This is a genomic window from Staphylococcus sp. ZWU0021, from assembly GCF_000798895.1.
Lineage (GTDB): Bacteria > Bacillota > Bacilli > Staphylococcales > Staphylococcaceae > Staphylococcus > Staphylococcus saprophyticus.
Genome location: NZ_JTLN01000027.1, coordinates 357,036 through 378,605, shown reverse-complemented (window position 1 = coordinate 378,605; position 21,570 = coordinate 357,036). Strand labels below are relative to the sequence as shown.

The following is a 21,570-nucleotide window of genomic DNA, read 5'->3' as shown; positions in this document are numbered from 1 at the left end:
ATTAGGAAAGGTGGGTTCGAATGACTTATACCCTACAACAATCTAAAGCAGCTTTTATTGAATACCTTCTATTTCATTATCAGTTTAAATCTAGAATTAGTGTATGGGTATTGAATTTAATCAAGTCATCACCGAATTTATTGCAACAAATACACTTTGTAGATGCACGTATTCCAAATCATAACACACTAGAAATAGCTACAGAAAATACGGTAGAGCCTGCAATAAGATTTAAACTAGACAATCAACAATTAATCAATAGCAATGAAATCTTTGAATTTATAGCAAATGATGCTTTGTCTTTTGATATAAAAGTATATTTTAGCGACACGCAAAAAAGAGATTATAAATTAGATAATTTATTGTTAACACAATTACTCAATTCACCTTATTATGCTGTATATATGCAAGATATATACAGCATTCCTTTATCGAAGCAAAGTGAGACTTCTATTATTTCTCATTTACAAGATAATATTGATTTAAGTTTACAATTACATGATAAAGCGTTGTTTTATCAATTATCACAAATCCTTAATACGTTTAAATTAAGAAATGTAAATACATCAACGAGGGACTGACGCTATGAATATAAAAACGTTATGGCATGCAATGATATATCATAAGGGTGTGCTTTACTTCTTACTTATTTGTAATTTACTAGGAACGGTATATGGTTATATATGGTACGGTAGTCAACTTAGTGTTACTGATATACAATTTAAGGCCTTTGTACCTGATAGTCCGACTGCATCACTGTTTCTATGTATTATCATTCTGGCCTATATATTCGGTAAACAAACACCCATTTTTGAGGCTTTGGCCTTTGTATCGCTTATTAAATACGGTGTTTGGGCAGTCATTATGAATATCATCATGTTTATACAATACGATGCAGTAACGATTACGGGTTGCATGCTTATACTATCGCATGGCGTAATGGCAGTTGAAGCATTCGTCTTTTATCCAAGGTTTAAAATATCTATTTCAGCATTTATTATTGCTATGATCTGGGTATTTCATAACGATATTATCGATTACGTTTTTATGCAGTATCCCTATTATGATTTTATCGCGAGTCATATTGAAGGTGTTGCTTATCTCGCTTTTTGGTTGAGTATTATTCCGTTAATTCTATATTTAAATTTAACTCGATTTAAAAAAGATAAAATATTTGACCACTAATGAAGGACACAGTAAAATGTTTATAAAGGAGTGAGGTTTTTGTCTTTTATCTATATGATTATATACTTTGTTATATTAATGGTACTGCCTCTTTGGGCGCAGCACAAAGTTAAATCTAATTATGAAAAATATTCACAAGTCAGATCTACAAGCGGAAAAACGGGTCAAGAAGTAGCTTTAGAAATACTTCATGCTAATGGCATTTACGATGTTGATGTTGTAGAAGGACAAGGTTTCTTAACGGACCATTACGATCCACGTAAGAAAGTACTTGTACTATCTCCAGCTAACTTTAGCAGACCTTCAGTCGCTGGTACTGCTATTGCTGCACACGAAGTTGGTCATGCAATTCAACATGCGCAGGGCTATTTCTTCTTGAGATTCAGAACTTCTTTAGTACCGCTTGCTAATATTGGTAGTTCAATCGGCTATTTAGCTGTATTTGCAGGTATTATTTTAACAAGCTTACAAAGTACTTTAGGTTCTACAGCACTATGGATTGGTATAGCATTTATGTCATTTGCAGTATTGTTCTCAATTGTCACATTACCAGTTGAATTCAATGCTAGTAGTAGAGCAATGAAACAAATTCAAAGTTTAGATATCGTAAATGAAAAAGAATATCGTCATGCTAAAAAAGTACTTACAGCTGCTGCAATGACTTATGTTGCATCAACTGCAGTTGCTTTAGCAGAACTTGCAAGATTTATTCTAATTGCTAGATCAAGTGATTAATATAATTGATTCCCAAACATCTTTGATGTTTGGGTTTTTTTATGTGCTAATTCTTAAATTTTCTCATAATCAAAATACGACCGTTGTAATACAATTATTGAGTTCCTTATGTATAGTACATTTTTCCTCATCTAGATACACAAGTATCCTACTGCTTTCTAAATATATTTTTTCACAATCAAGCATAAGCCTTAACTGTTGCAGGAATAATGCATGAAACATAAAATTAGTCTATACTATAAAAGAAACCGTTAGAAATGAGAGGCATATATTATGAAATCTATGAAAGAAATGCAAACCGAAGTAGATGACTATATTGGACAGTTTAAAACAGGATATTTTTCTCCATTAGCGAACCTAGCGCGCTTAACTGAAGAAGTCGGGGAACTTTCAAGAGAAATCAATCATGTATATGGTGAGAAGAAGAAAAAAGCTTCAGAAGATGATAATACAATTAAAGCAGAATTAGGAGATAACTTATTTGTCTTAATGTGTATTGCCAATTCTTTAGATATCGATTTAACTGAAAGCTTTGATGAGACGATGGAGAAATTTAATACACGTGACAAAAATCGTTTCGAACGAAAATAATTTTACATGAATGAGAAAGGATGTACCGCCTTATGAAAATAGGCATCACTTGTTATCCATCTATGGGTGGTTCAGGCATTATAGCTACAGAATTAGGTATCAAACTCGCTGAGCGTGGTCATGATATTCACTTTATTACATCTAATATACCGTTTAGAATAAGAAAGCCTTTACCAAATATGACGTTCCATCAAGTTGAAGTAAACCAATATGCCGTTTTTCAATATCCACCCTATGATATAACACTGAGTACAAAAATCGCTGAAGTCATCAATGAATATGACTTAGATGTGCTACATATGCATTATGCTGTGCCTCATGCTGTGTGTGGTATATTAGCAAAACATATGTCACAAAAAGATATAAAAATAATGACGACCTTACACGGTACTGATATTACAGTGCTCGGTTATGACCATTCTTTAAAAAATGCAATTAAATTCGGTATTGAGGGCAGCGATGTGGTGACGAGTGTAAGTCAATCACTTGCACAACAAACTTATGATATCATCGAAACTGATAAAGAGATTGTCCCTATATATAATTTTGTAAGAGAAAAAGAATTTCCTACCAAACTCAATACACCAACTTCAGAGGATGAACAACTAAAAGCTTGTTACGGTATCCAACCTGATGAAAAAGTACTGATTCATGTGTCCAATTTTAGATCAGTGAAACGTATCGATACGATTATTGATACATTTGCAAGAGTGCATAAAGCTATCCCATCTAAATTAATCTTACTTGGCGATGGCCCTGAACTTATGGATATGAAAGAAAAAGCACGTCAACTTAATTTAGAAGATGCAGTGTTGTTTTTAGGTAAGCAAAATTGGGTGAGTCAATTCTATCAAATTTCAGACTTAGTTCTATTATTGAGTGAAAAAGAAAGCTTTGGATTAACATTGCTTGAAGCTATGAAATCTGGTGTGGTTCCAATTGGTTCAACTGCAGGTGGTATTAAAGAAGTAATTAAACATGAAGATACTGGATATATCGTTAATGTTGGAGACGATGAAGCTGCAAGTGCGTATGCGATTCAGTTACTAACTAATCCTGAACTATATCACGAAATGCAAACGCGAATGCTAGAAGATGTTGCAAATAGATTTTCATCTGATTTAATTGCAGATCAATATGAGTATTATTACAAAAAAATGTTAGAGGGTAACAATGACTAATTCTTTATTTGAAACAGCCAAACCAATTCTAGAAAAATTACAAGCTCATCATTTTCAAGCCTATTTTGTTGGTGGCTCTGTGCGTGACTATCTTATGAATAGACCCATTCATGATATCGATATTACAACGAGCGCAACGCCGGATGAAATTGAAACAGTATTTGATAAGACCATACCTATTGGGAGAGAACATGGCACAATTAATGTGATATACAAAGGCGAGCAGTATGAGGTTACAACTTTTCGTTCTGAGGGTGATTATGATGATCACCGTAGACCTAATGAGGTCTTTTTTGTTAGAAACTTATATGATGATGTACAGCGCAGAGATTTTACAATGAATGCAATTGCGATGGATATTAATTATCAAATCTTTGATTACTTTGAAGGACAGCAGGATATTAAACATCACCTCATTAGAACTGTTGGTAATCCTGATGAACGCTTTGATGAAGATGCATTAAGAATTATCAGAGGCTTACGTTTTCAATCACAATTTGGCTTTCACTTAGAAGAAGCTACTTTTACCGCGATGTTAAACCACATTGCAGATATTAAATATTTGGCAATTGAACGCATTGTTGTTGAATTAAAGAAACTAACAAATGGTGACTTTGTATCGAAAAGTTTTAATAATTTAAAGCATTTTATGGCTTTTAAATATATTCCATTTTTCAAACACTACGACATCACCAAATTCACATTACGTAATGCCATGCCTTTTACGACGTTTGTAGCGTTTTTAATATCTCAACAGCGTGAAATAGATGCGAATATTGCTGATTTAAAAGTGAGCAACAATGAAAAAAAACGTATTAAAACATTAGTTCAACTTATCGATCAAATAGATGAAGTACAAACAAAATCACAATTAAAATTATTTGTTTATGACTATGGAAAAAAAGATATACTAGAAGTATTAAGCTATTTAGATGAATTAAAACGAAATCGTATTACATCTATATCACCATTAATAGTTAACGACCAAACAGTTACTGAAGTTGCAAAACAATTACCGATGCTGTCAAGAAGTGAAATGGATATCAATGGGAAAGATATATTAGAAATAGCGAATAAAAAAAGCGGACCATGGCTCAAAGAAACCTTACGTGAAGTCGAATACGCTATAATATCAGGTGAAGTAGTCAATTTCAAACCTGAACTTAAAAAGTGGGTGAAAACACGTGTCTAAATATAGTAAAGCAGTTGTCTATATGTTATACCAATATGAATCTGAATACATTTCTGGCCAATTTATTGCTGAGCAACTTTCTATATCAAGAACAGCTGTAAAGAAAGTCATTGATCAATTAAAAGAAGAAGGGTGTCAGATAGAATCCATTAATCATAAGGGACATCGCTTAATTCAATTACCAGATAAATGGTACAAAGGTATCGTTATGCCAACCATTCAATCTCAACATTTATTTGAACATGTTGACGTATTCGATCAAGTAGAGTCCACACAATTATTAGCGAAACAAAAATTAGTAGGCAATACAGATACGTTTTTAATCCTAAGTGATGAACAAACGAAAGGAAAAGGCCGTTTCAATAGACCGTGGGCTTCAGCCAAAGGAAAAGGGCTTTGGATGTCAATTGTTTTACGACCAGATGTACCTTTCGATACGATAACTAAGTTTAATTTATTTATGGCGCTTGGTATAAGAGATGCTATTCAACAATTTAGTAAAAGTGATGTTTCTGTAAAGTGGCCTAATGATATTTATATCAATAATCAAAAAGTCTGTGGCTTTTTAACCGAAATGGTTGCTAATAGTGACGGTATTGAAGCTGTTATATGTGGTATTGGCATTAATATGAATCAAGAACCAAGCGATTTTACTGGTGAATTAGCTCAAAAAGCAACCAGTATTAGAATACACAAGAAAGATAAAGTGAATCGTTATGATTTTTTAGAAGTGCTTATTTCACAAATCGAGTATCGATATAAACAATTTATTAAAGAACCATTTTCATCTATTCGTGATGAATACATAGCTACTTCAAATATATGGCACAAACAGTTAAGATTCACTGAAAATAATGTTCAATTTAAAGGTGAAGCCATTGATATAGATGATAATGGATTTTTAATTGTTTTAGATGAGAATAAACAACAACACCAATTGATGAGCGCTGATATTGAATTATAACTCAAATAATGAAAGGAGGAAGTAGAATGGCAAAACCTTGCTATGCTGTCGTAGATTTAGAAACTACAGGCAACCAATTAGATTATGATGAAATTATTCAAATAGGCATAACATTTGTGCGTGAAAATAAAATTATTGGAACGTATCACTCCATGATTAAAACAGATTTAGAAATTCCTCCTTTTATTCAAGCGTTAACTTCAATTGAAGAAGATATGTTAAATCAAGCACCGTATTTTCATGAAATTGCAGAAGATATATACAAACAAATAGATGGTTGTATATTTGTAGCGCATAATGTGGCGTTTGATTTAAATTTTATCAAGAAATCATTTAAACAATGCCATATCAATTATCGTCCAAAGAAAGTCATGGATACGTTAGAATTATTCAAAGTTGCTTTCCCAACGGATAAAAGCTATCAATTAAGCGAACTAGCTGAAGCACATGGGATTATCTTAAACAATGCCCATAGAGCTGATGAAGACGCTACCACAACGGCACAACTGATGATTATTGCATTCGAAAAATTTGAATCTTTACCATTAGATACACTTAAGCAACTTTATTACCTAAGTAAAAATCTAAAATACGATTTACATGATATTATATTTGAAATGGTGCGAAATTATGATGAACAAACGCTTAGTGATCGATTTGATCAATTCGAACAAATCATATATAAAAAACAAATAGATTTTAAAGCACCAACCGTACAATTCGGTGGTAACTTAAAAGCACTATACACTTTAGTGACTAAAGAACTGGGGTTAACATATCGCCCTCAACAATTATATTTATCTGAAATTATATTGGAACAACTCATGCATAGTGAAAAAGCAATGATTGAAGCCCCTTTAGGAAGCGGTAAGTCATTTGCTTATCTACTTGCCTCACTGATGTATAATATCGAAACTGGCAAACATGTCATGATTTCTACAAATACAAAATTATTACAAAACCAATTATTAGAAAAGGATGTTCCTGCGATTAAAAAAGCATTAGATTTCAAAATAAATGCGACGCTAATCAAAAGCAAACGTGACTACATCGCTTTAGGGTTAATAAGTCAAATACTTAAAGAAGAATCTAGTAATTATGAAGTTTGCATTTTGAAGATGCAATTACTGATTTGGATTACGGAAACAGACACGGGTGATATTCAGGAATTAGATTTAAAAGGCGGACAAAAAATGTATTTCGAACAAAAACTCGAAACCTATGTTCCAGTCCGTAATGATATACATTATTTTAATTTTATTAAGCGCAATGCACAAAACATTCAAATTGGTATCACAAACCATGCCCACTTAATTCACGCAGCTCACGATAACTCCATTTATCAATTATTTGATGATTGTATTATAGATGAAGCACATAGGCTGCCAGATTATGCTTTAAATCAAGTAACTAATGAATTGAGTTACGCAGATATTAAATATCAGTTAGGGTTGATTGGTAAGACTGAAAATGAAAAGTTACTAAAATCTATAGATCTACTTGAACAGCAACGTATTCTCGAAAAATTAGACATACCACCTATAGATGTTTTTGGCTTAAAAACGACTGTGAATGAGATACATGATTTGAATGAACAATTGTTTACAACGATGTATGATATTATTCAATCTTCTGAAATACAAGATGATGAAGTCCATAAACTTCATTTCGTATATCACTTTGATGTCACACCTATATTAAACGACTTACATGACATTATTCACAAATTAAACATGACGTTAGAATTCTTTAATGGTATGAGCCATAAATCAATTAAATCAGTGAGAAAGCAATTTCTATATATTAATGATCGTTTTAAAGATATTGAACAAAGTCTTAAAAATAAACACACATGTTATTTATCTATCAAAAATTTAAATCAGAAATCTACTATAAGACTTAATGTTAAAGATTACGATGTTAAAAAAATCCTCACGAAGCAAGTGCTCGATAAATTCAAATCACTAACATTTATTTCAGGGACACTAACATTCAATCATTCCTTTGAGAACTTTAAACAATGGTTTAATAAAGATATTGAATTTAACACATATGAAATTGATACGACCATAACATCACCGAATCAAACGACTGTCTTTATACCAAATGATGTATCATCTTATAATTATAAGAATATTAACGATTATGTAAGTTCCATTGTTAATTATGTAATTGAATACGTATCTGTTGTAGAATCCAAATGTCTGATCCTATTTACGAGTTATAAAATGATGCATATGGTTCAAGAATTAATAAATGAATTGCCTGAATTTGAAGATTATGTTGTATTAACACAACAACAGAACCAAAACTATAAGATTGTCCAACAATTTAATAGTTTTAATAAAGCCATATTGTTAGGTACAGGTACATTTTTTGAAGGCTTCGATTTTCAGTCAAATGGCATTAAATGTGTCATGATTGCTAAATTACCGTTTATGAACCAAAATAATACTAAATATTGGTTGATGGAGTCTGAGTTTACTTCTACATTCAAAGAATATGTGTTACCTGATGCTGTGACACGCTTTAGACAAGGGCTAGGTAGATTAATTCGTAGTGAAAATGATAAAGGCATTATCGTATCTTTTGATGACCGTTTAATTCGTAGTAATTACAAACAGTTTTTTGAACAATCATTAGAACGATATCGTCAGAAAAAAGGGGATATTAAGCAATTTTCTACACTCCTTAAAAAATTAAAAAAAGAAAATGCTAAGAAACCATAAACATAGCACAAGCAACTAGAACTTATATATGGATTTTGTTAAAATATATAAGGATAAGAAAAGTAGAATACACTATTATAGGAGACTGGTTATGAATACAACGATAAAAGAAGCAAAACAGTATATTGGCCAAGAAGTTACAATCGGTGCTTGGTTAACGAATAAACGTTCAAGTGGTAAGATTGCTTTCTTACAATTAAGAGATGGCACAGGATTTATCCAAGGTGTTGTTGCTAAAGCTGAAGTAGATGAAGAGATATTCCAAAAAGCAAAAGAAATTACACAAGAGTCATCATTATATGTGACAGGTGTAATTAGTGAAGATAATCGTTCTGATATCGGTTACGAAATGCAAGTTAAATCAATAGAAGTAATATCTGAAGCACATGATTATCCAATTACGCCTAAAAATCATGGTACAGAATTTTTAATGGATCATCGTCACCTATGGTTACGTTCAAAAAAACAACATGCGGTTATGAAAATCAGAAATGAAATTATTCGTGCCACATACGAATTCTTTAATGATAACGGATTTACAAAAATTGATCCGCCTATCTTAACAGCAAGTGCACCAGAAGGTACAAGTGAATTATTCCATACAAAATACTTTGACCAAGATGCTTTCTTATCTCAAAGTGGCCAACTATATATGGAAGCCGCTGCAATGGCACACGGAAGAGTATTCTCATTTGGTCCTACATTCCGTGCAGAAAAATCTAAAACACGTCGTCACTTAATTGAATTCTGGATGATAGAACCAGAAATGGCATTTTGTGAACACGCACAAAGTTTAGAAGTACAAGAACAATATGTCTCTCATGTTGTTAAATCAGTATTGAATCATTGTAAATTAGAACTAAAAGCGCTAGACAGAGATACATCTAAATTAGAAAAAGTAACAACACCATTCCCACGTATAACTTACGCTGATGCTGTTATTTTCTTAAAAGAACAAGGTTTTGATGATATAGAGTGGGGTGAAGATTTCGGTGCACCACACGAAACAGCAATCGCTAATCACTATGATTTACCGGTGTTCATCACGAATTATCCAACTAAAATCAAACCATTCTATATGCAGCCTAATCCAGAAAATGAGGACACTGTTTTATGTGCAGACTTAATTGCACCAGAAGGTTATGGTGAAATTATAGGTGGTTCTGAACGTATTAATGATCTTGAATTACTTGAAGAACGACTAAGTCAATTCGAATTAGATGCTGAAAGTTATAGTTATTATTTAGATTTACGTCGTTATGGTAGTGTGCCACATAGTGGCTTTGGCTTAGGTTTAGAAAGAACTGTAGCTTGGTTATCAGGCGTTGAACACGTTCGTGAAACAGCACCATTCCCACGCTTATTAAACCGTTTATACCCATAATTTATTTTAGAATATGTGTCAAAAACGTCCAGTCTAGTTATCAATGGCTGGACGTTTTTATAACATGAATATAGAACAGGAGGTATCTATCTTTGAATAGTGAACAACTTAAAATACGGCCCGTCATTATTAGACGTGAACTGTTAGATCATTATAACCAACTCGGGATAAATGAAGCTGAATTGGTTATATTAATTAAACTATTACATGCCTCTGAATCTTCAAACAAACAACCTTCTATTGAATCCTTGCAGCAAGGGACGACATTCGGCTCTAGAGAAGTCACAACTATCATCCAAAGTTTAATACAACATGATTTACTTGAATTAAAGGTTGAGAAAGATGAAGAAGGTAAATTTACTGAATATATGAACCTCAACCAATTCTATGTGAAATTAAGTGAGATAATGGAACAAGTAAATATTAAAGTAGAAGAAGAAAATACGGAAGTTGAATTTAATGTTTTATTTCAACAAATTGAACAAGCCTTTGGTAGGCCGTTATCTCCGTTTGAAATCGAAACGTTAAACCAATGGTTAGATATTGATAAACATGAATTAAGTGTCATTCAAGCTGCTCTAGATGAAGCGACGAGCCAGAATAAGTTAAGTTTTAAATATATCGATCGTATTTTATTAAATTGGAAAAAAAATAATGTAAAAACAATTGAAGATTCTAAAAAAATTAGTCGCCAATTCAATCAACCTAAAATGAAGCATACAATTAAAAAAGTGCCTAAATTCGATTGGCTGAATGGGGAGAATCCAAATGATAAGTAATAAAAAAGCATTAGAAATGGTTGATGTCATAGCAAATATGTTTCCAAATGCTGAATGTGAGCTCAAACATGACAATCCTTTCGAATTAACGATTGCTGTGTTATTATCAGCTCAAACGACGGATGTTTCTGTTAATAAATTAACAAAAGATTTATTTCAAAAATACAAAACACCTGAAGATTACTTAAATGTAGATATTTCTGAATTAGAAAATGATTTGCGTACCATTGGTCTATATAGAAACAAAGCGAAAAATATTCAAAAATTATGTCGTTCTTTGTTGGATCAATTTGATGGTGAAATTCCACATACGCATGCTGAATTAGAAAGTTTGGCTGGCGTAGGTAGAAAAACCGCTAATGTAGTTATGAGTGTTGCTTTTGGCGAACCATCTTTAGCAGTTGATACACACGTTGAAAGAATATCTAAACGTTTAGGCATTTGTAGATGGAAAGATAACGTGAGACAAGTTGAAGATAAGTTATGCCACGTTGTACCAAGAGAGCGCTGGAATAAAACACACCACCAACTTATATTCTTTGGTCGTTATCACTGTCTTGCTAGAAGTCCAAAGTGTGATGTTTGTCCGTTATTTAATGATTGTAGAGAAGGTCAAAAACGCTATAAAGCCAATTTGAAAGAGGCGTAATTTTATGATTACAAAAGAAGACTTTACTGAATTAGAAGCTCAAATTGATCAATATGCGAAATCAAAGCAATTGAAATCATCAGAAGCTAAATTAAAATTAGATGACTATTTTGCTTTAATCGAACAATATTTTAAACAGATTAATCATATCCAAACTATAAATTTTTCAGATTTAGATGCATACCCTGTAGTGCCAATGAATTTTGAAGAACGTTATCATTATATGATTGCTAGAAAATATCATTTTATGGGCTACAGTCAAATGAAAACTTTAAAATCTGAACTTATAAAAATGAATGCTTCTTATCAAATTAGAAGCAAAAACCGAAAATTATAGTTACTTTGTTCGTATTGCTCGATTTGTAGATAATTTAAGGCATAAGGCACTCTATTTTAAAACTATGTTATAGTCATTTTAAAATGAGGTGTCTTATTTTTGAATATGAACACACATTTTTCACTAATTTTGTAACGAATGCATACAGCTAGAAAAATAGTATAAATAAGATTCTCTAGACTTCGAGACATACCACAATTCTGCTATGCGCAGCCGAGATCATAAACTTCTAAATATAAAGCGTACGCATCCATATATGATGGATGCGTACGCTTTATTATAATTGCTATTTGTAATATAAGTACTTATTGCAAATGCAGTTATTTAATTAAGTGATTGCTATCAAAAAATGAATACTTAGTGTTATTTAAAGATATCCTTATTTTCAAAAAAATACCCGGTAGCCAAATGAAATGGCATACCGGGTATGAGTGTAGCTAAATGAATTAACGTGCTGCACTTTGTTGGTTACTTGAGTTGTTTGTATTACTAGTTGAATTATTATTACTTGAATTAGAAGATGATGAACTGTTACTGCTACCACCTTGACCCTGAGGTTTATTACTAGTGGTATTATCATCTGGTTTACCTTTAACAGATAAATCATCTTTTGAGTCTCCAGAAACTGAATCTGGTTTAGAGAAATCTTTGCCATCTTTTGGTGAAATACTTTCCATGACATCTTCTAATAAGTATTGTGGGTATTCTTGTTCTTCATGGCCTACAAATGAGTTTGTACCGCCTTGTTTAACTTCATTGAATCCCATCCATACTGACATACTGTATTTAGGTGTGAAACCATTAATCCAAACATCTTTCGCTGCATCGTCTGGCAGATTATATTGTTGGTAAGTTTGTTCACCATAAGTACCTGTACCAGTTTTGGCTGCTAGATTAACGCCAGATACACCATGACCGTATGCAGAACCATATGCTTCAAATGTACCTTTAAGTACTTCTGCTAACATATATGATGTTGAGTCTTTCATAGCTTTTTTACTAGTATGATCGTATTCAACCGTTTCGCCATCTTGTTTGACAACTTTTTTAATAGAGTGGGCATTGTTATATTCACCACCATTAGCAATTGCAGCAAATGCAGAAGCTAATTGAGTAGGAGAGAATTCAGATGCTGAACCACCTAATACTTCAGATGGACCAATGTCTCCTTCATAATCTAACCCAACTTTTTTAGCAAAATCTTTTGGTGCATCGTTTCCGGCGTTTTCTTTAGTTGATTGCCATGCTTTAAGTGCTGGAATATTAAAACTTTCACGTAATGCATCATAAAGTTTTACCGTACCGTGGCTCTTAGTATCATAGTTTCTAAATGTTACACCATCTACTTGATAAGATTCTTCATCTTGAATCGCATGGTTCGTTGCCCATGACATATTTTCAATTGCAGGACCATACGCTAAGAATGGTTTCAGTGAAGAACCAGTAGGGTGGGCATCAGTTGCTAAGTTTCTATCTACAATATCTTTATAATTTCTACCACCAGATATTGCGACAAGGCCACCATTTTCACTATCTACAATAGAAGAACCAACTTGTTGGTCTTCATTTTTATAATAGCTACCATTATTCACTCGATCTTGTAATGTTTGTTGAACATCTTTGTCCATATTCGTATAAATCTTAACGCCGCTATTTAATACAGAACCTAAATCTTCATCTTTAAATTCTTTATTATTCATAAGTTCAGATTTTACAAAGTTTACATATGAATCGTATGCCTCGTTTGAATTATCTTCACTTACTTCGCGATCTTCAGATGAACGTTGGACCAGATTGTCTTGTAAAGAAGTATTTTGTGCTTCTTCTTTTTGTTTCTTAGTAATTCTATTATGATATTCCATTAAATAAAGTACTGTATCTTTACGAGACTCAGCTTCTTTAGGATGATCATAAATGTTATAAGTATTTGGTACTTGTGGTAAACCAGCAAGATAAGCAGATTCCGCTAAATTCAAGTCTTTCAAATCTTTATTGAAATAATATTTAGCAGCAGCTTTCACGCCGTATACACCATCAGAGTAGTAAATTTTATTTAAGTACATCTCAAAAATTTCATCTTTACTATACTCTTGTTCTAATCTGTAGGACAAGTAAGCTTCTTGAGCTTTACGTGCAATTGATTTTTGATCTGTTAAGAATGAACGTTTAACTACTTGTTGTGTTAATGTTGATGCACCTTGTGAACCAAAGCCACCAGTGACGTTCTTAGCTACAGCACCAAAGAGACGTTTGTAATCAAGTGCTCCATGATCATAGAATCGATTATCCTCAGTAGCTAAAACAGCTTCTTTCATTGTCTTAGGTACTTCGTCTAAATCGACATGCTCTCGTCGTTGCCCATTATCGATTGTTTTAACTAAATCGCCATCTTTATCATAAATCTTAGCTGGCACGGGATCTTTTAATTTTGCTTCATTAAATGCAGGAGATTTCCAAGCATAATATGCAAACAACAAGATTCCTATTAAAGCTAGAACGATAAAGGCTATAATTAGAAACCCAAATATCTTAATAATCGTTCGTTTTATATTCCTATTCTTTTTTTGCTCGGACTTTCCATTCTTATTATTAGATTGAGAAGTCCTCTTTTTCTCCGTCATACGCGGTCCTCGCTTTCATCTAATATCAACTTATCAACTGTTTTGAGATAATTCAATCGTGGTTGATACTGATAAGGAATATAGTAACCATTTTTTCTTATTTCTTCAACCGTTACCGACTTTTTAATCTCTTGAATGTGTCTCTCCCAAAACTTTTTGAAATTTGCATATGGGAGCAAATACACTTCATCGAGCGATTTAAAGCGAATTAATAAAAATACAATCCCTTGTTGTTGATAACATGCTTCCATATGGCGAACTTGATGTTCATGCATATTATTTAAAGGGAATGAAGTTTTATTTTTTGTTTCTTTTGCTTCAAAATCTAAATAACGACCATGATAAATACCATTATAGTCAGTTGTCGACGGCGTTCTAAAATAAGCCTCATTTATTACTGCCTTACTTCTCATAGGATAATGAACATTCACTATCTGTATCGGGGTAGGCTTCTTATGTATTACAGCAATACCTCGATTTAAATAATAATCATTCGACAGTTCGATATCTTTTTCAAGTGACATACCTCTGCCACCATAATCAATTTTACTCGTTTGTCCCTTATGAGTTCGTCCGACCTGAGACTTATTTCTATTAAATGGCTTTCCATTTGGATAATTCATTTATTTTCACCACTTTAGTTTGGTCATCCAAAACCTGTTTCATTATACATGACTTTAGCAAATTTTTCCAAACTATGAAATATGAACCAATGTATTTATAAATACATCACATACATTTTAACGTGCTTTGCTCAATTAAACAATATTTGAAACAAAATAAAATAGTTAATCATATAAATGATAAACGACACTTTAAAAATGACGAAGTAGGGCATTTATGGTAAATTTGTGAAGTAGGGGGAATCCTCATGCAACAACTATTAATGCAATTATTAAATGATGTTTTGAAAATGGTAGAAAAATACGAGACTGTCAAATCAACTGGCGAAGATTACGATTTTTATGTTGAGGTTGTACCATTCACAAATGATATTGATCAACAACTTAAAAAGCTAGTTACATATGAGCAACAAGTAATTCAATTACAATATATGAATAAACAAAAATTCGATTTACTTATTTCAAATATTGAATCTTTGTCTGTTGAATGTCACTTTAAACGTACGAGCAGAAAATTATTTAATGAAAAAGTAAAGGCTGTTCAATATGATTTAAGCTACATACAAAGAAATGAGCAATTTTTATGATTAAAACTGTATATGTTACTGGATATAAGTCGTTTGAACTTAATATTTTTAAAGATGATGCACCTGAAGTTTCCTATTTAAAAAAATTTATTGAACATAAATTAAAACAGTTGATTGAAGAAGGATTAGAATGGGTATTGATACAAGGACAGATGGGTATAGAGCTATGGACAGCAGAGGTCGTGTTAGCGTTGAAAGCAACCTATCCAGATTTAAAATTAGGAATTATCACACCGTTTTATGATCATATTGATAGATGGAACGAACAAAATCAAGCAAAATATAATCATATTGCGCATCATGCTGATTTTGTTGATAGCGTATTCCATTCTTCATATGAAGGGCCTCATCAATTTAAACAAACCGATCAATTTATGTTAGCACATTCTGATACAACGCTTTTGATTTATGATGAGGAACAAGAAGCTAGTCCAAAGTTCTTTAAGCAGATGTTAGTTGATTTTATGGAAAAAACAAATTATACTTGTGATATTGTGACGTTCGATGAGTTAACTGAATTCATCAATGACTTGCAGTGGTCTCAAGAGCAAAGTTTCGAATGAGGTGGAGAAAAATGTCAGAAGTTTCATTAAAATTATCAGCAAAAGATATTTATGAAAAAGATTTTGAAAAAACTATGACGCGTGGTTATAGAAGGGAAGAAGTAGATGCTTTCTTAGACGACATCATAGCTGATTATCAAAAAATGGCAGATTTAGATAATGAAGTAGTTAAACTTTCAGAAGAAAACAACAAATTAAAAAAAGAACTTGAAGAGTTAAGATTACGTGTAGCAACATCGAGACCACAAGAAAATAAAAACTTCTCTTCAAACAACAATGCTACAACTAAGAATAATAGTAGTAACAACAATGTTGATATATTAAAAAGAATATCCAACCTAGAAAAAGCTGTTTTCGGTAAATAATCAACTATTATCACATAGAGAATATGATGATGACCGTAGATATAGCAACATCTACATAAAGATAAGTTTTGAATTCGTTCAAAACTTATCTTATTTTTTATTTGTTTAGGCTATAAAATAATGATATACTTCTAAAGATGGTGTTTCGGGTAATCGCTATAGCGATATAGAGGAAAGTCCATGCTCACACAATCTGAGATGATTGTAGTGTTCGTGCTTGATGAAACAATAAGTCAAGGCATTAAGTTGACGGCAACGAAATAACCTAAGTCCTTAGATAAGGTTAGATTAGTTTGAAAGTGCCACAGTGACGGAGCTTTTGCAGAAATGCAAAAGGTGGAACGCGGTAAACCCCTCGAGTGAGCAATCCAAATTAGGTAGGAGCACTTATTTAACGGAATTCAACGTATATATAAGACATACTTTTAAAAGTATGTAGACAGATGGTTACCACCTGCGTACGAGTGTTTCTAGTACACGTTAGCAGTACAATGGTACAAAACATGGCTTACAGAAATATCATCACTAGACCCAAGCTCTCCCAAATCGGAGAGCTTTTTTCATTGCTATAATCTATTAAAAACCTACGTTCCATACACATCTTTAGGCAATGTCATATCTATTTAAAATAACTTTTGATAAAATAAAAGCAAATCATTATAAAGAAGGAGCAAAACAATGTATCAATTACTAGCAGTATGCCCAATGGGATTAGAAGCAGTTGTAGCTAAGGAAATTCAGGAATTAGGTTACGACACAACTGTTGAAAATGGTAGAATCTTTTTTGAAGGCGACGAAACTGCCATTGTTAAATGTAATTTATGGTTACGCACAGCAGATAGAATCAAAATTGTTGTTGGCCAATTTAAAGCCACAACCTTTGATGAATTATTTGAAAAAACAAAGGCACTACCTTGGGAAACGCTCATTGAACAAGATGGTAATTTCCCAGTACAAGGTCGAAGTGTTAAATCTACATTATTTAGTGTACCTGATTGCCAAGCCATCGTGAAAAAAGCAATCGTTGAGCGTTTGAGACGTGCATATCAAGCAAGTGGCTGGTTAAATGAAACGGGCGCTAAATATCCAATTGAAGTAGCCATTTTAAAAGATAATGCACTTTTAACTATAGATACTTCTGGTTCAGGTTTAAATAAACGTGGTTATCGTTTAGCGCAAGGTGAAGCTCCTATCAAAGAAACACTTGCTGCTAGCCTTATCCGTTTAGCGAACTGGACAGGTGACACACCTTTAGTGGATCCATTTTGTGGTTCTGGTACGATAGCAATTGAAGCATGTTTAATCGCTCAAAATATTGCGCCTGGATTTAACCGTGATTTCGTTTCTGAGAATTGGGATATTATGCCAGATCGTTTATATGATGAAATGAGAGATGAAGCTGATCAACAAGCGAATTATGACCGTAAATTAGAAATTTATGCATCTGATATCGATCCTGAAATGATAGAAATAGCACGAAGAAATGCAGAAGAAGTTGGATTAGCCGACATCATTCAGTTTAGTGTTAAAGATGTTAATACACTTACCATTGATGAAGATAAACCTATGGCTTTAATAGGCAATCCACCTTATGGTGAACGTATCGGGGATAGAGATAAAGTAGAAGAAATGTACCGCTACATCGGAGAACTTATGCAACAACATTCGCAACTATCTACATATATTCTTACAAGTAGTACAGAATTCGAATTTTTAGTAAATAAAAAAGCGACTAAACGTAGAAAATTATTTAATGGTTATATTGAATGTACATATTACCAATATTGGGGAGACAAAAAGCCTCGTTCTTAGTTTTTAGTGCAATTAGTATTTTGGAAAGCGGTGACTCAATTGAATACAGAATTTAAAAAAGGCTTTTTCTTTGCGTTCGGAGCATATATTCTTTGGGGTATACTCCCTATATATTGGGAATTAATTAGTGATATTGGTGCATTTGAAATATTAGCATTTAGAATTGTATTATCGATGGTGTTTATGTTATTCATCTTAATCATAACGAAAAATACGGCTCCATTTAAACGGGATATTAAACAACTTTTTACAAATCCTATCCAACTTATTGCTATCATTGCGGCGGGTTATGTTATTACAATAAATTGGGGTACTTTTATATGGGCCGTTACAAATGGACATGTACTTCAGTCAAGTTTAGGTTATTATATCAATCCACTGGTCAGTATTTTGTTGGCGCTTATATTTTTAAAAGAACGTTTTAATAAGCTTGAATGGATAGCCATAGGCCTAGCGGTTATCGGAGTACTCTATATGACGTTGAAAATGGGCGTCTTCCCAGGCATTTCATTGTTACTTGCAGGTTCTTTTGGTGTCTATGGATTAATTAAAAAAATAGTCCCTATCGATGCAATAAGTAGCATTACAATTGAATGTATTGTTACTGCTCCCGCTGGATTCATTTATTTATGGTATATTTGGCAAAATGGTGGTTTATCTTTTGGGATGAATAGTTCTTCATTTTGGTTAATCTTTTCAGGTGCGGTTACAGCTATACCACTTATTTTGTTCTCGGCAGGTGCAAGACGTATTCCTTTATCTTTAACTGGTTTTATTCAGTACATAGGACCAACTTTAATGTTTATACTAGGAATATTTTTATTCAAAGAACCATTTGATATTGATCAATTAATCACATTTGTATTTATATGGATTGGTATTATTATATATAGTATTTCTCAATATTTTAAAATTAAGAAAGATAAAAATCCGATCATTCATTAGCCTTACTAAAAGTCTCTGTTCGTCGTGGCGAATAAGAGGCTTTTTTAATACCTTAAAATCTAAGCGTATACAATCGAATTCATTGATTACGTTTAAGTAGTTAGAAATAGGATAACTATAATATTGTGAGTACTATGAAGTGTCATTAAACAGAAAATGTGAACTTTCAAGCATTTATAATTATAATATAAACGAACCTAAAAATATCTTATAAACGATATGGACAACATATCTCGTATTACAATAAAAGAAATGGAGTGATTAAATGACTAAAGTATTAATATTGGGAGCTAATGGTGCTGTTTCTAAAGCGGCGATCAATTCATTTTTAGAAAACACTTCCTATACTTTGCGCTTATTTTTAAGAGATGCAAATCGATTGCCTGATTACGCTTCTGATCGTATACGCGTTAGAGAAGGTGACGCAACAAATTTTGAAGATGTAAATCGTGCTATGGAAGACGTTGATATCGTTTTAGCTTCGTTATCTGGTGAATTAGATAAAGAAGCACAGACCATTGTAGGTGCAATGAATGCGAATAATGTCAAAAGACTTATTTTCGTTACTTCCATTGGTATATATAATGAAGTACCAGGGAATTTCGGATTATGGGTACAAGATCAAATTAGTGATTATTTAGTAATTTATAGAAAAGCAGCCGATATCATTGAACAAACTGATTTAGATTACACTATTTTTAGACCTGCCTGGTTAACACATACGAACGAAATCGATTATGAAATCACCAAAAAAGATGAACCTTTTAAAGGGACAGAAGTTTCTAGAAAGAGTGTGGCAGCCATTGCAGTACAAATTGCTAAAGATCCAGCCCTTTATTCAAGAGATAATATAGGGATTAATAAACCCAATACTGATTTTGACAAACCTAGATGGAAGTAGAATAAGTCAATTTTAAAATAATTATGATTCAAGCTAAAGCACATGCATAATTACTAATAACTTAATAAATTGATAAAAAAGACTGAGACATAAATTAATGTTTCAGTTTTTTTATGTTTAAACCATCCTTAGCGCATGATTATAATTTTAAATATTAACTTATTGAAGTCGTAGCATTTTCACTGCTACTTCAACATCTTTAAATTCACTAATTTGTCGAATTCCATGCAAGTCCAGATTATTGCAACGACAGAGCGCATGAATACACATAATTTTATATATAGCGTTTTCAAGGTGGAATAATACACTTGTAATCATGGTTTTTTGGAGTATTATAATTATTGTATTGTACAATATTTTTTATTTAAAAAAAACGAAAGGAGTTTTATTCTATGTTAAAAATATTTTTGCTGTTTGTCTCCCTAATTTTAACATCAGTTATTTTCGCTCCTGCTACTTATGCCACAAATCCGTTAATAAATTTTAATGAGTCTCATTCTGCTGTGATGACACAAACTACTAAAATAAATGATATATTACTAAATGCGAATCAGCCTTCCCAAAATAAAGATACTTCAACACTTATTAATTACCCCGATGTCAATCAATATATAATTCAAAATAATATAAATCACTCAAACGTGATAAAGGACAGTAGAATGAATACACTTCCTAAATTGCCATATAAATATGGTACTTATAAAGGTGTTGTCATTCATGAAGTAGGCGAAGATAATCGAACGCTACAACAGTGGGTTCATCGGATGTATGACACATATAACACTGCCTTTGTACATGCATTTGTAGATAACAAAGAAATTCATCTTACCGCACCATCTGAATACTACGTTTGGGGTGCAGGCAAAGCGACTAATCCATATTTTTATCAGATAGAGGTTGTGCGTGCTTATACATTTGACGACTTTGCAAGATCAGTAAATAATCAAGCGTGGCTTGCTACATATATGTTAAAACAAAATGGTTTGACCCCTAGCTTTGCAGATAAGAATAAGGGGATAGGTACAATCATTAGTCATAATGCAGTAAGACAGTATTGGGGAGGTACGACACATGTTGATACTATCGCTTATTATGGAAAATGGGGATATGATATGCAACAATTTTTCGAACTAGTGACCTATCATTATAATCATATGTAAGTTATGCCTAGTCATTCATTTGCACTAAATTATTTCATAATAAAATACAGTGGATAATTAAGATACTTAAAAAAAGTGTTATTTATAGTTCAACAAAATAGCCTTTTCTTATATAGCTATAATATCCAATGTTAAAAGTGGGGTGCATAAACAAATGCCCCCTGTTGTTTTGAGATGTAAAGTGAATATATTTAAAATATGGTGTAGTTAGCATGACAATAAATAATTTTGTAATGTCATAAATTGAATATGGTGCATAAAAATATA

Annotated in this window: 21 protein-coding genes and 1 other RNA gene; 20 read left to right on the top strand and 2 right to left on the bottom strand. The window is 32.4% G+C overall.

All coding sequences use genetic code 11. The annotated features are described in order from the left end of the window. Nucleotides 1-20: 20 nt before the first annotated feature. The 12 genes from L987_RS07220 (at nucleotide 21) to L987_RS07165 (ending at nucleotide 11,726) form a co-directional block, all read left to right on the top strand. A complete protein-coding gene (locus L987_RS07220) occupies nucleotides 21-581 on the top strand; it encodes a YpiB family protein (RefSeq protein ID WP_047503842.1) in 561 nt (186 codons plus the stop codon). A gap of 4 nt (nucleotides 582-585) precedes the next feature. Then, nucleotides 586-1,185 (top strand): DUF1405 domain-containing protein, encoded by a 600-nt coding sequence (locus tag L987_RS07215; protein ID WP_011303073.1) that lies wholly within the window; start codon nucleotides 586-588, stop codon nucleotides 1,183-1,185. A gap of 39 nt (nucleotides 1,186-1,224) precedes the next feature. Then, complete coding sequence (locus tag L987_RS07210) at nucleotides 1,225-1,920, top strand: zinc metallopeptidase (protein WP_011303074.1); 696 nt, start codon at nucleotides 1,225-1,227, stop codon at nucleotides 1,918-1,920. 273 nt (nucleotides 1,921-2,193) lie between these two features. After that, nucleotides 2,194-2,511, top strand: coding sequence for a nucleotide pyrophosphohydrolase (locus L987_RS07205; RefSeq protein ID WP_037538413.1), 318 nt, complete (start codon nucleotides 2,194-2,196; stop codon nucleotides 2,509-2,511). A gap of 32 nt (nucleotides 2,512-2,543) precedes the next feature. After that, nucleotides 2,544-3,692 carry an N-acetyl-alpha-D-glucosaminyl L-malate synthase BshA gene (bshA, locus tag L987_RS07200; RefSeq protein ID WP_011303076.1) on the top strand — a complete coding sequence of 383 codons (1,149 nt, stop codon included), beginning with the start codon at nucleotides 2,544-2,546 and terminating at the stop codon, nucleotides 3,690-3,692. Beyond that, nucleotides 3,685-4,884, top strand: coding sequence for a CCA tRNA nucleotidyltransferase (locus L987_RS07195; RefSeq protein ID WP_047503838.1), 1,200 nt, complete (start codon nucleotides 3,685-3,687; stop codon nucleotides 4,882-4,884). The genes bshA and L987_RS07195 overlap by 8 nt, the downstream gene beginning before the upstream one ends. Next, on the top strand, nucleotides 4,877-5,848 hold the full coding sequence (locus L987_RS07190; RefSeq protein ID WP_011303078.1) for a biotin--[acetyl-CoA-carboxylase] ligase: 972 nt from the start codon (nucleotides 4,877-4,879) through the stop codon (nucleotides 5,846-5,848). The genes L987_RS07195 and L987_RS07190 overlap by 8 nt, the downstream gene beginning before the upstream one ends. Nucleotides 5,849-5,874: 26 nt before the next feature. Further along, nucleotides 5,875-8,577 carry a helicase C-terminal domain-containing protein gene (locus tag L987_RS07185; protein WP_047503836.1) on the top strand — a complete coding sequence of 901 codons (2,703 nt, stop codon included), beginning with the start codon at nucleotides 5,875-5,877 and terminating at the stop codon, nucleotides 8,575-8,577. A 91-nt stretch (nucleotides 8,578-8,668) separates the two neighbouring features. Further along, entirely contained in the window at nucleotides 8,669-9,961 is a 1,293-nt protein-coding gene (asnS, locus tag L987_RS07180) for an asparagine--tRNA ligase (protein ID WP_047503833.1), read from the top strand. Nucleotides 9,962-10,053: 92 nt separating this feature from the next. Continuing rightward, nucleotides 10,054-10,740 (top strand): DnaD domain-containing protein, encoded by a 687-nt coding sequence (locus L987_RS07175; RefSeq protein WP_002483266.1) that lies wholly within the window; start codon nucleotides 10,054-10,056, stop codon nucleotides 10,738-10,740. After that, nucleotides 10,730-11,389 carry an endonuclease III gene (gene nth / locus L987_RS07170; RefSeq protein ID WP_011303081.1) on the top strand — a complete coding sequence of 220 codons (660 nt, stop codon included), beginning with the start codon at nucleotides 10,730-10,732 and terminating at the stop codon, nucleotides 11,387-11,389. Before L987_RS07175 ends, nth begins: the two co-directional genes overlap by 11 nt. A gap of 4 nt (nucleotides 11,390-11,393) precedes the next feature. Next, entirely contained in the window at nucleotides 11,394-11,726 is a 333-nt protein-coding gene (locus L987_RS07165; protein WP_002483268.1) for a YpoC family protein, read from the top strand. 446 nt (nucleotides 11,727-12,172) lie between these two features. Here the strand turns inward: L987_RS07165 and L987_RS07160 are convergent, their stop codons facing one another. Both L987_RS07160 and recU read right to left on the bottom strand, forming a co-directional pair. Further along, nucleotides 12,173-14,347, bottom strand: a complete 2,175-nt coding sequence (locus tag L987_RS07160; RefSeq protein ID WP_011303082.1) for a transglycosylase domain-containing protein — start codon at nucleotides 14,345-14,347, stop codon at nucleotides 12,173-12,175. After that, nucleotides 14,344-14,970 (bottom strand): Holliday junction resolvase RecU, encoded by a 627-nt coding sequence (recU, locus tag L987_RS07155; RefSeq protein ID WP_002483270.1) that lies wholly within the window; start codon nucleotides 14,968-14,970, stop codon nucleotides 14,344-14,346. Before recU ends, L987_RS07160 begins: the two co-directional genes overlap by 4 nt. Nucleotides 14,971-15,218: 248 nt before the next feature. Between recU and L987_RS07150 the strand changes: the two genes are divergently transcribed. The 8 genes from L987_RS07150 to L987_RS07120 all read left to right on the top strand — a co-directional run bounded on the left by L987_RS07150 (nucleotide 15,219) and on the right by L987_RS07120 (nucleotide 21,303). Beyond that, a complete protein-coding gene (locus L987_RS07150) occupies nucleotides 15,219-15,557 on the top strand; it encodes a DUF1798 family protein (protein WP_047503830.1) in 339 nt (112 codons plus the stop codon). Beyond that, nucleotides 15,554-16,120 carry a DUF1273 domain-containing protein gene (locus L987_RS07145; protein WP_047503826.1) on the top strand — a complete coding sequence of 189 codons (567 nt, stop codon included), beginning with the start codon at nucleotides 15,554-15,556 and terminating at the stop codon, nucleotides 16,118-16,120. The genes L987_RS07150 and L987_RS07145 overlap by 4 nt, the downstream gene beginning before the upstream one ends. An 11-nt stretch (nucleotides 16,121-16,131) precedes the next feature. Next, on the top strand, nucleotides 16,132-16,485 hold the full coding sequence (gene gpsB / locus L987_RS07140) for a cell division regulator GpsB (protein ID WP_002483273.1): 354 nt from the start codon (nucleotides 16,132-16,134) through the stop codon (nucleotides 16,483-16,485). 141 nt (nucleotides 16,486-16,626) lie between these two features. Further along, an RNA gene (rnpB, locus tag L987_RS13500) (RNase P RNA component class B) lies at nucleotides 16,627-17,001 on the top strand. 162 nt (nucleotides 17,002-17,163) lie between these two features. Further along, the gene (locus tag L987_RS07135; protein WP_011303086.1) at nucleotides 17,164-18,297 is read left to right on the top strand and encodes a THUMP domain-containing class I SAM-dependent RNA methyltransferase; all 1,134 of its coding nucleotides are present in this window, start codon (nucleotides 17,164-17,166) and stop codon (nucleotides 18,295-18,297) included. Between the two features lie 39 nt (nucleotides 18,298-18,336). Beyond that, complete coding sequence (gene rarD, locus L987_RS07130; protein ID WP_047504288.1) at nucleotides 18,337-19,242, top strand: EamA family transporter RarD; 906 nt, start codon at nucleotides 18,337-18,339, stop codon at nucleotides 19,240-19,242. A gap of 265 nt (nucleotides 19,243-19,507) precedes the next feature. Continuing rightward, nucleotides 19,508-20,143: an SDR family oxidoreductase gene (locus tag L987_RS07125; RefSeq protein ID WP_047503823.1), complete on the top strand. Its 636-nt coding sequence runs from the start codon at nucleotides 19,508-19,510 to the stop codon at nucleotides 20,141-20,143. A gap of 392 nt (nucleotides 20,144-20,535) precedes the next feature. Then, a complete protein-coding gene (locus L987_RS07120; protein WP_047503819.1) occupies nucleotides 20,536-21,303 on the top strand; it encodes an autolysin in 768 nt (255 codons plus the stop codon). Nucleotides 21,304-21,570 lie beyond the last annotated feature (267 nt).